Below are 15,692 nucleotides of genomic sequence, written 5' to 3'. Positions count from 1 at the left end.
TTCCTTTCCATTTTTATTTAGTGTTATATTTATTCATTAACTTTGAAATCGTCATATCGTCTTTTATATCGTCAATCAAGTTAAATATTTTCTCTTTTGAATCTTTCACAACTTCTTTTTCCTCAGGCGAAAATTTTCCTAGTACAAATCCCAATGTTTCTTCCTTTGTTTTTGGTTTTCCAATTCCAAATTTTATTCGCACAAATTCATTTCCAACATGGGAAATAATGGATTTTATCCCATTGTGCCCACCTGCACTTCCATTTTGCTTAATTTTCAGTTTTCCAAACTGCATATCCATATCGTCGTAAATTACAAAAAGTTCCGTTTTCGGATCAATCTTAAAAAATCTGACAGCTTCTCCAACTGCTTCTCCACTTAAATTCATAAACGTAGTTGGCTTCTGATAAAAAATCTTGTCTCCATTGTAAGTAGTCTGTACAAACAATGACTTAAACTTTTCCCTTACATCATTTATATTATTTTCCTTCAAATATTCGTCAATAAATATAAACCCAATATTATGCCTTGTTAATTTATATTGTTCTCCAGGATTTCCAAGTCCCACTATTAATTTCATTAAATTCTTTTCTCCTTTATTTCAAACTATTTAATCATCTTCATCTTTTTTTGGAATTCTTTTCATTTCCTTTTTCAAAATGATTACCGATACAATAAATGCCACCAGATCCGCTATTGGAAAAGCGAACATAATTCCATCAACTCCCATAAAGTACGGTAAAATTATAAGTAGCGGCAATAATGATATAATCTGTCTTACAAGCGATAGGACAGCCCCTTGGAATGCCCTTCCAATTGATGTTAAGAACAATGTAATTGCACCTTGAATACCATTTAAAAATATGAAAAATAAAAATATTCTCATATATTTTGTTCCGTATTTAAAGTAAAGTTCGCTTCCACTTCCAAATACAGAAATTATCTGTACCGGGAAAATTTGGAATATCGCAAATGCTACTATTGAAATAACAAAAGCGGCTTTTAATGTCAATTTTAATATTTCACGGACTCTCGTATATTTCCTTGCTCCATAGTTGTATCCTGCAATAGGCTGTGCCCCCTGTGTCAGTCCCAATACAATCGCTATAAATATAACATTTATTTTCATAACAATTCCAGCAACAGCAATTGGAATTTCACTTCCATAAATGGATTTTGCCCCGTATATCTTTAGCAGATTATTTGTTACAATTTGAATAACTAAAGCAGAACATTGAAAAATAAAAGGCGATGTTCCCAATGCAAATAAAATCCCTATTTCTCGTATTCTTATCTTAAAATCCCTTAACTCAAATTTCACGCTTTTAAATCTGAAAAAATACAAAGCTAGCATAACTGCCGATACAAACTGCCCAATTACAGTTGCCCAAGCCGCACCATCCATCCCCATATCAAATCCAAACATAAATAACGGATCTAATATAGTATTTACAAGCGATCCAACAACTATCGCAAGCATCGAATAAAAGGCATTTCCATCAGCTCTTACCAAAGGGTTTGCACCTATTGAAAATAATAAAAATGGTATCCCTAAAGATGTAATCCGAGTATATTCAATAGCATAGTCAAAAATCTGATTTGTCGCACCGAATGCTGTTAACATAGGTTTTAAAAATATATTAATCAATATGCATAATATAATTCCACCTAAAAGAAGCATTGTTACTGCCGTTCCAGCCACACTTTTTGCTCTTTTTGGACGCTTTCTACCTAATTCCAGATTAAAGTTCGTTGCAGCCCCCACTCCCGTCATAAGTCCAATCGCAAGACAAATTGTCGTAAGCGGAAAAGCCACATTCGTAGCTGCATTTCCTAGAAATCCAATTTTCTGTCCAATAAAAATCTGATCCACAATATTATAAAGTGCACTTACAAGATTAGCAATAATTGCTGGTACTGCAAGTGAAACTAGCAATTTTGGAATTGATTCCGTCCCAAATCTCATTTTTTTATTATCTACCAAGCTGTTTTTTATCTTTATACTTTCTTCCATTCTTTTTCCTTCCTAAATTTTCAAACATTTCAATAAAATTTATTAAAACTGAACTCAAAAACTATAACTATACTTTCTAGACTCCAGTATTATTTAATTTTATCAATTCTTCAAAATCGCAATTAAAAGCGAAATATCATTATAAGTAACTCCACTAATTCTGCTAGCCTGTCCAATTGTTTCAGGCTGTCCATACATAAGCCCAGAAATAGCAATATTGCTAAGCCCTTTTACGCTTTCATAGTCAAATCCTTTTGGAATTATCATTTTTTCCAGCTTCTTAAATTTCTCAATCTGTGCCTTTTCCCTTTCAATAAATACATTATATTTCGCATTTATTTCTACTTGTTCCTTCGCTAAATCCGACAATTCCACAGTTTCTACAAATTCACTTAAATTATCATAGTTAATTTCTTTTCTCGCAAGAAATTCAAAGGCTGAAACAGGGCTGTTCATACTATTTTTACTATTTTTTTCAATTTCCGGACTTTCAGATTGATTTTGTTTTTCTACAATTTCAAGTAATTTTTCATTATTTTCCTTAGTCGGATAAACCGTAATTCCCTTCAATCTTTCAACTTCATTTTCAATTTCCTGACACGTATTTTCAAGTTCGGCTAATTTTTCAGCATTTAATAACCCAATTTCCTTCGATTTTTCCAAAAGTCTTATAAAAATGTTGTCTTGACGCAAAGTCAGTCTGTATTCAGCTCTTGAAGGCAGTACACGATAAGGCTCTGGCGTTTTTTTATTTATTATATCATCTATCAAAACCCCAATATATCCTTCACTTCTGTCAATCACAATTTCCTTTTTCCCTAAAATTTTTCTCGCAGCATTCACTCCCGCCATAAATCCTTGACAGGCTGCTTCTTCATATCCACTCGTTCCATTAATCGTTCCCGCTGTGTAAAGTCCATCCAGAACTTTTGTTTCAAGAGTCAATTTTAACTGGTACGCAGGAACAAAGTTATACTCTACCGCATACCCGTAACGTACAATTTTAGCATTTTCTAGCCCACTGATTGTTTTTAACATTGCTTCCTGTGCAAATGGAGGCATTGCTGTCGTAAATCCATTTATGTAGATTTCATCTGATTCTACAGATTCCTGCTCTAGAAATATCTGATGATTTGTCTTTTCTGGAAAATTCATAATCTTTCTGTCAAGGGAAGGGCAGTGCCGTGGACCTTTCGTACTTACAATTCCTGTAACAATTGGTGAATATTTAAGCATTTCCTGTCCCACTCTTATTGTTTCAGGTGTAGTGAATGTAAGCCAAGTTGGTAAAGTAGAATTATATTCTTTTTTTGTTTCGTAAGAAAAATATCGTGGCTTGTCCTCTCCCTTTAATTCCTCTGTTTTTGAAAAATCAATTGAAGATTTGTCAATTCTCGGAGGAGTGGCAGTCTGGTATCTATCCAGCTCAAAGCCATATTCCACTAGTTTATCAGGCAAATCTACACTTGCAGGCTCTCCTTGCCGTCCTGACGAATATTTTACATCCCCCATAACATATTCTCCGCCTAAGAACGTTCCTGTACATAAAACAACAGCCTTTGCCCCATATTTTATTCCAAGATTGTCTTCAACTCCCATAACTTTCTTATTTTCCACAATCAAATCTACAACAATTCCCTGCACCAAATCCAGATTTTCCTGCTTTTCGATAATTTCCCTCATTTTAACCCTGTACCAGTATTTATCAGCTTGAGCCCGTGTAATCCGAGAGGCTAGTCCCTTTGTATGATTCAAGTTCTTTAACTGCAAATTGTAATTGTCAATATGCCTTGCCATTTCTCCGCCAAGCATTCCAAGTTCCGACACCAGATGGCTTTTTCCAGGACCTCCAACTGACGGATTGCACGACATCATTGCAATATTGTCAAGATATATCGTAAACAACGCTGTTTTCAATCCATGCCTTGCCGCAGCAAGTGCTGCTTCCACCCCAGCATGCCCCGCTCCAACAACAATTATGTCATAATTTTTCATTTTTTAACTTTTCCTTTCAATTTTATCTATTTTTTTACTATTCTTATTTTATAACCTTATCAAAAAATTTAATTTTAACTCTAAATATTTATCTTAATAATTGTATTTAAAATTGACAAATATTATTTTTATTAATATTTATTTTTTTATCTATCTCAATACTTTTATTTTTTCTAAACGTAAAGAGGATCAGTCGCCATCCCCTTTACAATCCCCGCTCGTCTAAGCATTTTTTTGAAATAAAATTGAAACTCGCTTTTTAACAAAAGTTATTGTCAACTCTTTAAACTAATCAAAATTTAAAAAGTCTGAAAAAGCTCAAACAGTCAATTTCATTCCAAAAAAATCACGACAATTTTAATTTAATTATATACAGATTATTTAACTAATACTAACCCCCTTTTAAATAACGAATTTATTACAAATTTTTCTAATAAAGGATTATAAACCTAATGTTTTCAAATAATTAAAATATAATTTTCATTTTTTAAATAGAGCATAATATAAACTAATTCGTCGGAGCATTTTTCTGTGCTGGCAAAACTGTTTGAGCATAGCGAGTTTTTTGTCAGTGCAGAAAAATGTCGTAGACTAGCCATAGGTTGTAGGATTTGCGGCAATGAGCAATCCTACGAAAATAAAAAAGAAAAAACTTGAATAATTATAAATTAACTATCGAACAACCCTATTATAAAATTTATTCTTATTTTTAAACAGGGTTTAGTATTAGATAAATTTTAAAATTATTAAACAAATTTACTTCTTCTTTTTAAAAACATTCCTTACTGGACGAGTAATATCCTTGAAATAAACATAACTTTTGTGTTTTCTAATATAATATCTTAAATATCTAAAAACCAATTCTTCACTCTGTTTGCAGTACTTCGCATATTCATTTGCAAAAATTCTGGCTATTTTTTCATCTTCCATCATACGTGAAACATTTTTCATTCTTTTATCCAAATTCAGTTTCACTCCAAATTTCATTCTATTTAAGTCAACCAGATAAAACTCGTAATTTCCACTTTTATCTTTAATCAGTACATTTCCTGGTGAATAATCTTCAAATTCCACACCGCTTTCATGTAAGTCAAACGAAAATTTTGCAAATTGTCTTATGATTTTTTCACGATTTTTTTCTACTTTTGCAAGCATTCTTTCAGTTTCTTCGCTTATCTTGTAGTTTTCTCCCTGCTCAGCCTTGTCCCGCTCAATATCCTCAGGCCAAAAAACTTCCCGACAGGTAAAATCATATTTTAATTCCTCGCTTATATAATAACTGTTCTTTTTATTATTTTTATTTACAAAGTCATCAAAATATGCGATTGGCTCTGGCGTCTTTATTTTATATTCTAATAATTTTTTTGCATATTCATAAGAACGCTTTGCTTTTGAGCCTTTAAACCTGTAGAAAAAGTTTGTAATAAAACCTTTTTGTTTAAATTTTTTTATATTTATCATCTTTTTGGTTTCAAGGTTTTCACTCTTATTATTTTGTTTTTCCAAATTATTTTTAATATCTATTTCAAATTTTTTTATTTCATTTCTTCCTGGCTCTACAACATATTCTCCGCTTTTATCAAAATTTTTCAGTACATTTATCAATATTTTCTCATCATATTTTTTGTTAACTTCATAATTTTTTTCTTCCATTTAAAATCCTCATAATTTCTAAATTTTTTCGCTTTTATTTTTTTCAAGCCTTTTCTCATTTTTCCTTTCAAATTTTCTCTTATTTTTCTTTAATCTTTTTTTCAATTCCTTCAAAAACTCTTTGTCTTCTACCAATTTATCCATCTTTTCAACATATTCAAGTGCTTCATCATATTTATTCTGCAATTCCAGTACGTATGCTAAATTCATATAATGACGAGAATTTTCAGGTTCTAAAATAATCATCTTATTACAAACCTTCTGTGCATTTTCATAATCTTCCGTTTTCACAAAAAATCTTCCCTGCAAATTTAGCATTTTTATTCTTGAAAGCCCTTTATTCTCATTCGTCGCATTTTCATAATTCAAAAGCAGAAGTTTTATTTCCTCAAACTCCTCCACTCTAAACAATATCTCAAAATAATCTTCAAATATATAATCTTCCACATTTTCACAATTTATAGCGATATTATAATATTTTACAACTCCTTTTATATTATTTGAATACGCCATTGTGTCGCCCATTCGGGCATAGAGGGAAAATTCTTCAACTTCGTTAAATTTTGCATTTAAAAGTTTTTTGTATTCAGAAATTGCTTCGTCGTATCTGCCCATCATTGTAAGGCAATCACCTTTTTCCACATATGCTTCTGAGCTTTCAGGCTCCATTTCTATCGCTTTGTCAATGTTTTCTATCGCCTTTCTATAATACTTTAACAAAGCGTAGGACATTCCCATATTCAGATACACAAAATAATTTTTTTCTATTTCCAGAAATTTTTTATAAAGTGAAATCGCCTTTTTCAATCTTCCAAGCGACTGATAGACAAATCCCAACGTAAAAAGCGTATCCCTGCTGTCAGGATACTTTTGTTGCAGTTTTTCCGCATATTCCTTCGCCTGTTCAAACATTCCAAAGTCTGAATAAAGTTTGGAAAGTGTCATCAGTGCCGAATAATTATTTTCATCAATTTCAAGCACTGACTTTAAATATACAAGCGCATCATCGAACTTGTAATTTTCCATTGATTTATCCGCTTCCTTCAATAACTCTTCTATATACATCTTTTCTCCATCTATATTTTAACTTTTTAAAATCAACTGATAAAAACTAAACAATCGTAAAATCAAATAATATCAAAATTAATTATTAATCATATTTACGATTTCTATAAATTTAGACGGCTTCTTATCATACGGATTTGGCATAATGTCATCCGTTATCATTAGCCATCCTGCATTTCTTTGTCGAGAAAGCCTTACAATCTCAGCATATTCCTTAGGAGTCGCACTATGCACAATATGCCAGATATGTTTTGCATTTGACTGATTATTTTCAAAATTAGATTTTGGCTTTTCAAATTTGTTAATATACGTATTTGCACTTACCTCGCTTGTCACAAAAATATCTGCATACGGCGAAATTGCATCTGTAATAGATGCTCCAGGATTAGCAATCACAAGGTTATTTTTTGACTTACTTTTTACATATTCAAAAACTTCCTTCATATAGCTTACCTGCTGAGGAGTACTAGTCGCAATTTCATCAAAAAAGAATCCATTTATACTATCCTTTCCATAAAATTCAAAATACTTATCAACTTCCGCCTTTACTTCCTTAATATTTCGCTTCTGATATGTTGTCGGAATATAAGCAATGTTCTTAATTCCAGCCTCTTTATTTTTCTTAATCTGAGCTGCATAATTCACTTCTACCTTTTTTCCTGCACCATTATTTGGATTTATCAGCACGTAAGGAACTTTATCTTTCCCAAGTGTCAAGACATCATTCCAAAACGAATTTTTACCATCTGGATACGTATATGTTGTAGCTATCACAGACTGCTTTATTTTCACATTATTTTTATTAATATTTTTTTCTGCAAACCCATTAATTCCCAATAACATTCCAATCATTAAAAATATTTTCTTCATATCCTTTTTACCTTCTTTCAAAATTTTTTATCAAATAGTTAAGATATATTATTTTATCATATTTTTTAGTTTTAATAAACCGACGGAGCTTTTATTTGTTCAACTACGACTGTTTGACGACTAGAAGGAGGAGTTTCGGAGTTGGTCAAATAAAAGTCAGAGTCTAGCCATAGGTGTTCGTAGCAATCTTGCCATACATTTTGATTCTCAGGATAAACTTTTACTGCAAGATAGGATTTGCGGCAACGAGCAATCCTGTGAAAATAAAAGAAAAAACATAATAAAAATAATAAAAACTGTTATTAAACAAATAATCTAATACTAAATCCAATAAAAAAATAGAAACTATATTGAAAACAAGAAGTTTTAATTCCCTACTAAATAGTGCATAATTCAAAATTTATTAAACATTTATTTTTTAAATGAGTAATAATATTAATCCGAATAAATCATGATATTGAAATATGTTTTAAAAAAATTTTACTATAAAAATCAATATCTCCTATTATTCTCAAGCCTAAATTTCATATCCTTTCTTAATCTTCTCAAAGCCCACTTTCTCTCAATCTTAAAAACCTCCTCATTATCGCTTCCAATTTTATAGTCCACATAATTTTTTATAAATTTTTCCACATCTTCCCTCGACTCACTTCGAATTTCAAACTCATAATCTTCATTTAAAGAAATTTCCCTGTTTTTTTCAAGGCAATAATAAAGCATATCATTGTAAGTCTGCTGTGCCAATATATCTCTTGCTTTATAATATGTAGATTTGTCGGTATTTGTCATTCGGACTGCCTGTTTTTCTGAAATATACGGTTTATTTCTTATTAAATCAGCCATTTTCTGAAATTTTCGATTTTTTTCATTCATTCTACACTCAAAGCACATTTTCTCGCTATTTTCCTGCAAAAATAAAATTTTACAGTTTTCACACTCAATATATCCATTATTCTTTAAGTATTTTTCTCTCTTTTTCAGTTTTATCGCAATTTTTTCCAGCCTTCTGGCAATATCTTCATACTTTTTGTCAATTTTATCAATATTCTCATGAATTTCCTTAACTTCTTCAGGCAAAAGCACAATATCCTTTACTTTTTCTGCAATTTTATTTTCAGAATCAATATTTCTATTTTTTTTCCTAACATTTCCTCTTGGAATTTCCCCAGCCCGAATTGTCCCTCTATTTTCATCATTTTCAATAAGTTCATCCAGCAAATCTCGCTTTATTTTGTAATTTATCTTCGAAAATTCAATACTTTCCAAAAATTTCCCATTCAAAAATGTGTTTACTTTTTCCTTTATATTTTCCGCATACATTATCGTCGTATGGTAAATAACACCATCATTGATAACCACAATAAGATTTCCATTAAATAGACTTTTCGGATAAGTTTTCTCACCAATTGGCCCACTCACAATCTGCTTCCAATTTTTCTTGATTTTCCACAAAATATATTTTTCATTTTTCAAAAGCGAACTTCTTTTCTCAATTGCTTCCAGTGCTAAATTCTTTAAATCCTTAATTCCTTCCATTTTTCAACCCCTTTTTACTCATTAATAATCTTCCCCTTTTCCACAATAAATTTTTTCCCCTCTATTCCCAAATCCTCTGTCGAAGTTATAAAACATTGGATTTTTTTATTTACAAAATAACTTAAAATACTTTTTTTTCTCACTTCATCAAAATATGAAGCAATGTCATCCATCAGAAATATCGGATATTCCTTTTTTTCCTTTATTAAAATATCAATTTCTGAAATTTTTAGCGAGAATATTATAGATTTTTTCTCCCCTTGTGAAGAATATGCCTTTGCATTTTTCCCGTTCAGCTCAAAGATAAAATCATCTTTTTGAGGTCCGAGCAGGCTGTATCCAAGAAACTTTTCCCTCTCACTTTTCCTTTTGCATAACATTTCAAATTTTTCCTTCAGTTCTTCTCTAGTCTTCTTTTCCACATCCCCAAGAAAACAGTCATATTTTAATTTCAGCTCTGAATTTTCATCAAATAACTTACGATAATTCAAGTTCAACAAAATTGATATTTTTTTTATAAATTCCTGCCGACTTAAAACAATATTTAGCCCTTCCTCTATAAATTTTTCGTTATAGATCTTATAAATTTCCTCGCCAGTCTTTTTTTCCTTTATAAGCTTGTTCCGCACCTTCAATATTTTCTCAAAATTCACAATCGACTGTAAATACTCCTTTTTTGCCTGCGAAATCTCGTAATTAAAAAAGTTCCTCCTAACACCAGGATTCCCAATAATCAGTTCAATATCCTCAGGAATAAATGAAATAATGTTAAGTGACCCCACATAGTTTATATATTTATCTTTTTCCCTATCAATGTAAAAATCTTTCTTATCCTCATTCACATCAATAGCAATAGCATTTTCGGATAAATCTTTATTTTTATATTTCCCAAATACAATCAGCCTGTTCAAATTATACTTGCGAATCTCTTTCACTTTCTTAGTCCTAAAGCTTTTCCCAGTAGCTAAAAAATGAACAGCCTCAATAAGCGATGTCTTCCCCTGTCCATTCTTCCCATATATTAAATTAAAATATCTGTCAAACTTCAACTTCCCGTCTACAAGGCAACGAAAGTTATTAAAACTAATCTGATCCAAATACATCGCTATTTCTTCCCTTTCACACTATAACTATCTGTAACTGACTTTTACCACTTTTCCGCAAAAAGCAACTCCAACAAAAGTAACATCCTTAATACCTCTATCTCTTAACCCAATATCATACTTCTTCTCTATTATCTGCTCTATCGCCTCTTCCGAAACTTTCTCCAAATCATCTTCATTTTTCACAACTTTAAACTCCAGAATAAACCCTCTACTATTCTTATTCTTTGGCTCAATTACAACATCATACCTTCCAAGGCCACTTTCTTCATTAGATTTTACATAATAATGATTATCCAGATAAAATATCATTCCTAAGACTAATCCATGATAGAAGTCTTCATTTTTAGTATCCATAAAACTTGTTGATTTTAATAAAATATTTTGTAAATATTTTTGAAAAATATCAAATTTAAGGTTTTTAAGCCCTTCCATAGCCTTTCTAAACATACTTTCCCCAAAATTTACATCAATAAATTTCTTCCTAAAAAACTCCCTTACCTCCCTATTAGGCAGTCTCAAGGAATACACATCCTCATAGTCTTCCCCAATTTTTTCATCAATAGTTAAATATCCGCTAAATAAAAGAAGTTCCCAAATTTCTTCTTGCCCCAATAAACTAGATAAATCAGAATTACCACTGATATTTTCTTCAACAGTTTCTCCATTAAAAAGAGCTTCCAAAGTTTCCATAATTTCAGAATCTGTATTTTTCAAAATCTGATTAATCAAGAAATTTCCAGAAGTATCAATCCAGTGAGAACCAATTTTTTTAGATTTTAAAAATTTTAAAATACTCCAAGGGTTATACACATCAGAATCACCAAATTTGTAACCGTCATACCAAGCCTTAACATCAAAAAGTTCATACTTTACATCAAAATATTCAAGAGTTTCTTCAACCTCATCTTGATTAAAACCAAAAAACTCGGAATATTCATTTTCTAAAATAGAATAAACATTTAGATTATTCAAGTCAGAAAATATTCCAGCCTTAATAACCCTTATAATCCCAGTCATAACTCCCATTTTTAAATATTGGTTAGTTTTCAGCGCTTCTCCGTAAAATACTTTAAAAAATGCGATGGCATCGCTATAATAATGATATTCATAAGCAGAAATCAAAGGACTATCGTATTCATCAATTAATAAGATAACTTCTTTTTTATACTTCTGAAATAATATTCTAGTTAAAAACAGCAAGGCATTTTTTAACTCAGAAAAATCTGCATTGCCCAGTAAATACTTCTTAAATCTAGGCAAGTCATACTCATCCAAATCTTCTAGAAGATACTTGTACTCAGAAAACAATTCTAAAACCAGCAGTCTAATTTCCTGTATTGCTTCCTCCCAAGTTTTTGCCTTTATGCTTTTCAGTGAAATAAAAATTACTGGATACTGTCCCTGTTCAGACATATATTCAGATTTTTCAATATCAAGTCCACTAAATAACTTTTTATTTTCTTCTTTATTTTCAACATTAAAGAAATATTTTAACATCGACATATTAAGCGTTTTCCCAAATCTTCTTGGACGTGTGAACAGCTTTATTTTTGATTTATCCTCTAAAATTTCCTCTATCCATTTTGTTTTATCAATATAGTAGCAATTCTCTTTTATTACTTCACTAAAATCTTCTACTCCAATTCCTATACCTTTTTTCATAAAAATCTCCCCTTAAATTCTCCACAGTCTGCTTCCACAACTATTCATCTGTTTAGTAAATCAGCAAACTATTTAATTTTTTGCCCTTACAAGAACTTTTTCTCCAGCAAACTCCACAATATCCCCATCATAAATTTTTTTCCCACGTCTAGTTTCTACAGCGTTATTTACCTTTACTTCACCATTCTGAATAAACATTTTTGCTTCCACTCCAGAACCTGTAAAGTTTGCCCACTTCAAAAGCTGATCCAATTTTATAAACTCAGTATTTATGATAACTTCTTCAATATCATTATTTATATTTTTCATTAATTTCCCTCCATAACTTATTTTTTACCAAACATATTTTTCATCATATCCATTACCATTATCTACCAAATAGTAAAACAGAATTGTAAAATCTTTTTGATTATAGTATGGCTTTATTTCATCTCTAATTTTTTCAATTTTTTCTTTCGAAAAATATCCTACATAAATTGTTATAATAGGATGAATATTATTAAATTTCATAAATTCATACCAGTCTATCTCCTCAAAATTTCTAGGCTTTGAAAAATATTCCTCTAATTTTTTGCCATACATTTTCAGCCTTTCTACTTTCCCTTCCACTATTTGATTCCCACATTCTTCATCTATTACTATTAGTACTGTATTTTTACTTATCAAATTTTTTTCAAAACTTTCATCATTTGATTCTTTGAGCATTGTGCCACATACCCATGTTCTTTTAGAAACTCCAACTGGTACTTTTTTATCATATTTTATACCATGTTTTTTTAATATTTTTTCTATCTTTTCAAAATCATTTCCTTTAGATTTATCGTATATGAGACTGCTCCATAAATACGGTCTTAATCCATAGTAATCAATAATTTCAAGCAATAATCTTGATTTTGTTGTTTTATTAAAAAATGGAATGTCTTTTAAAGCTTCGAATTCAAGAGGCCATATTAACCTATCTCCTCCTTCAAAACGAAATTTTGTTGGAGGATATTCTACATGTATTACTTCTCTGTTATAAAAGAATTCTGATTTATACCTAGGAATGTTATAGCTGTACAGGACATAGGAGTATGGATTATGTATCAGATCTCCAGCTACAAGCTGTTCTTCTTTTACATAATATGCTCCCTTGTTCATTCTCAAGTTAAATTCTTTTTTGAGCATCTCCATATAGTCATCTAGCATTTTTTCTTCATTCATAGCCGTTACTTCTTCAGGGTCTCTGCAGGAATGAAGACATAGCATGGAAAGTATAATTAATAACAACGTCATCATTTTTTTCATCTTATTTCAACACCTTCACACCTTATATTATTATAACTTAGAATCTATCTATTACTAATTTAACCATTAACCAAATTAATGTTTAATTTTATTGTGGAAAATCCGATTTTTACGTTGAAAACTTTTCCCACAAATATTTCCACATCTTTTCCACAGTTATGATATATTCTTATTTTTAAAGAACTTCTTTGTGAATTTTTTTCCTCCTTAAATTGTGTAATTAATTTTTTCATATGTGGAGAAAATTTATATGTTTTTATTTTTATTATTTTATCACAACTTTTCTTTAATTTAAAATTAATTGTTTTTGATTTATCCACAAATGTGGAAAATTTTGTTTATTATTGTGGGTATCTAAATTTTAGTTTTACACAATAAAATTTTATTTTTCCACAAAACTTGTTTTAATACAATATTTTTGATTAAATTTTTCCACAATTTTTGTGTATAAATTTTCAACATATAGTGGAAATTAATTTTTGTTTTTACACATTGTAATTTTACAATTTATTTTATTAAATATAATTTAATTTTTTTAATAAAATTTTTTTATAAAAACAATTTATGTAGAAAACTTTTTCAACTGTGGATAATTTTTAAAATATTATCATTTTTTCCCCACAAAATTTTCAACATTCTTTCCACATTTTCCACAATTTTTTTAAGCTCTGAAAATCTTCTTGTTTAAAGATTCAATTTCTTTTTTGAATGCAACATCTTCCTTTGTTTTCTTATCAATTTTTCTAATACTGCTTATAACCGTGCTATGATCTTTTCCACCAAAAAGCCCACCAATTGCTGTCAGGCTTAAATCCAATTCATCATTATTCTTTAGCAAATACATAGCGATTTGTCTTGTTTCTACTATTTTTTTCTGACGTTTTTTGGATTTCATGTCAGTTACGCTGACACCATACTGTGCAGAAATCATTTCTATTACTTTTTTTGCTGTTACTTTAGACTGTTCTCGTTTTACATTATGCATAAGCATTTCCTGCACAAGCTCTAATGTTATCTGTTCATCTAGAAGTTTTGCACGGGCATTTAAGTTTGTAAGTGTTCCTTCCAGTTCCCTTACATTTGTATCAAGAGAGTCTGAAATATATTCTAAAATGCTGTCGTCTATTTCTATTCCCTGTGCCTTTGCCATATTTTTTAGAATCATCATACGAGTTTCATATCCTGGACTTTGGATTTCCACTGTTAAACCTGACAAAAATCTTGATTCTAGACGTTTTGACAGATTTTTTATTTCCTTTGGCGACTTGTCACTTATCATTATTATCTGTTTTCCCAGTTCCTGCAACTTGTTAAATGTGTGGAAAAATTCTTCTTCCACAGTCCCTTCTCCACGTCCAAACACCTTTTCAAAAAATTGTATATCATCTAGAAGAAGTACATCTAAAGCACGGAATGTATCACGAAAATGCTGAATTCTTCCGCTGTTCAAAACTTTAAAAAACTCATTTGCAAATTCTTCAGATGTAGAGTAATAAACACGCTTACTTGGGTCATTTTCTAAAATTGCATTTCCTACAGCCTGCATAAGATGGGTTTTTCCAAGCCCTGAACTTCCAAAAATAAAAAGAGGGTTATAAACCGTTGGATTTTTTACAACTGCTAGACAGGCATTATATGCAAGCTTACTGTTTTCACCAACAACAAAATTATCAAGCCTGTGCTTTGGATTTAGTCCTGTGTGAACAAGTGAAGCTTTTTCCATTGTTTCTTTTGGAAAACTGTGAGTTTCAGGCTTATATGACATCACATCCTGTTTTTTTATCTCAAAGTTTATCGTAACTTCTTCATCTGTCACAATTTCTATAATTTCTTCCATCTGGCTTTTATATTTTTCCATATTTTCCTTTATTAGCTTCGAATTACAAGTAAGAGTAAAGACACTCTCTTCAAGTTTAGTTGCCTCCACATTTTCAAAAAACAGCTCAAATTCCCCTTCATTAACTCTTTTTTTCATAATTTTCTTAATTTTTTCCCACAATTTCACAACATCCATTTATTTTTTCTCTCCTTTTTTAACAGTATTCCTATAAATAAAAATTTTAAATTTCACAATAATTCCAGCCTTTCTATTTGCCTTAACTATAACATATATAAAATAAATAATCAAGATTTTCCACAAAAGTTTTCCACATGCTTTCCCACAAGAAAAAATATTAATTCTTTCAGTATTTACAATGCTTTATAACTTTTGTATAATTTTTTCCACAATAATTATATATAGTGATTTCTATTGCATTCCCACATATTATACACATAGTTTTCATTTTCCCACATAAGCTGTTGACAATCATGTGCGAAACTTTGTTGATAATATTTCTCCACAAAAATCAAATTTTTTTTCCACAGGATATTCTCTTGCAACCGCTCTATTTATATATGTTTCCACATTTCCACAGTGCATAATAATAATATATTTAATAATATATATAATATTAAATATTATAGGAGTGTGGATAAAAATAATTAACAAAAACTCTAAAAAT

At 30.2% G+C, this 15,692-nt stretch carries 12 protein-coding genes; all 12 read right to left on the bottom strand.

What is annotated here, in order from left to right:
• Positions 1 to 13: 13 nt before the first annotated feature.
• Complete coding sequence (gene pth, locus FVE75_RS00060; protein WP_147004679.1) at positions 14 to 580, bottom strand: aminoacyl-tRNA hydrolase; 567 nt, start codon at positions 578 to 580, stop codon at positions 14 to 16.
• 30 nt (positions 581 to 610) lie between these two features.
• Positions 611 to 2,014 carry an MATE family efflux transporter gene (locus FVE75_RS00055; protein WP_147004678.1) on the bottom strand — a complete coding sequence of 468 codons (1,404 nt, stop codon included), beginning with the start codon at positions 2,012 to 2,014 and terminating at the stop codon, positions 611 to 613.
• 102 nt (positions 2,015 to 2,116) lie between these two features.
• Positions 2,117 to 4,009, bottom strand: a complete 1,893-nt coding sequence (mnmG, locus tag FVE75_RS00050; protein WP_147004677.1) for a tRNA uridine-5-carboxymethylaminomethyl(34) synthesis enzyme MnmG — start codon at positions 4,007 to 4,009, stop codon at positions 2,117 to 2,119.
• A gap of 756 nt (positions 4,010 to 4,765) precedes the next feature.
• Positions 4,766 to 5,662, bottom strand: coding sequence for a hypothetical protein (locus FVE75_RS00045; protein WP_147004676.1), 897 nt, complete (start codon positions 5,660 to 5,662; stop codon positions 4,766 to 4,768).
• 18 nt (positions 5,663 to 5,680) lie between these two features.
• Entirely contained in the window at positions 5,681 to 6,727 is a 1,047-nt protein-coding gene (locus FVE75_RS00040; protein WP_147004675.1) for a tetratricopeptide repeat protein, read from the bottom strand.
• A 78-nt stretch (positions 6,728 to 6,805) separates the two neighbouring features.
• On the bottom strand, positions 6,806 to 7,597 hold the full coding sequence (locus tag FVE75_RS00035) for a spherulation-specific family 4 protein (RefSeq protein WP_147004674.1): 792 nt from the start codon (positions 7,595 to 7,597) through the stop codon (positions 6,806 to 6,808).
• 492 nt (positions 7,598 to 8,089) lie between these two features.
• Positions 8,090 to 9,133 carry a DciA family protein gene (locus FVE75_RS00030; protein ID WP_147004673.1) on the bottom strand — a complete coding sequence of 348 codons (1,044 nt, stop codon included), beginning with the start codon at positions 9,131 to 9,133 and terminating at the stop codon, positions 8,090 to 8,092.
• A 14-nt stretch (positions 9,134 to 9,147) separates the two neighbouring features.
• Positions 9,148 to 10,236: a DNA replication/repair protein RecF gene (recF, locus tag FVE75_RS00025; RefSeq protein WP_147004672.1), complete on the bottom strand. Its 1,089-nt coding sequence runs from the start codon at positions 10,234 to 10,236 to the stop codon at positions 9,148 to 9,150.
• A 27-nt stretch (positions 10,237 to 10,263) separates the two neighbouring features.
• The gene (locus FVE75_RS00020) at positions 10,264 to 11,901 is read right to left on the bottom strand and encodes an AAA family ATPase (protein WP_147004671.1); all 1,638 of its coding nucleotides are present in this window, start codon (positions 11,899 to 11,901) and stop codon (positions 10,264 to 10,266) included.
• A 72-nt stretch (positions 11,902 to 11,973) separates the two neighbouring features.
• The gene (gene yaaA, locus FVE75_RS00015) at positions 11,974 to 12,210 is read right to left on the bottom strand and encodes a S4 domain-containing protein YaaA (RefSeq protein WP_147004670.1); all 237 of its coding nucleotides are present in this window, start codon (positions 12,208 to 12,210) and stop codon (positions 11,974 to 11,976) included.
• 24 nt (positions 12,211 to 12,234) lie between these two features.
• A complete protein-coding gene (locus FVE75_RS00010) occupies positions 12,235 to 13,188 on the bottom strand; it encodes a hypothetical protein (protein ID WP_147004669.1) in 954 nt (317 codons plus the stop codon).
• A 661-nt stretch (positions 13,189 to 13,849) separates the two neighbouring features.
• Positions 13,850 to 15,202 (bottom strand): chromosomal replication initiator protein DnaA, encoded by a 1,353-nt coding sequence (gene dnaA, locus FVE75_RS00005; RefSeq protein ID WP_147004668.1) that lies wholly within the window; start codon positions 15,200 to 15,202, stop codon positions 13,850 to 13,852.
• Positions 15,203 to 15,692: the final 490 nt, after the last annotated feature.

It is taken from the genome of Leptotrichia hongkongensis, from assembly GCF_007990635.1.
Lineage (GTDB): Bacteria > Fusobacteriota > Fusobacteriia > Fusobacteriales > Leptotrichiaceae > Leptotrichia > Leptotrichia hongkongensis.
This window is presented reverse-complemented; position numbering and strand designations above follow the sequence as displayed.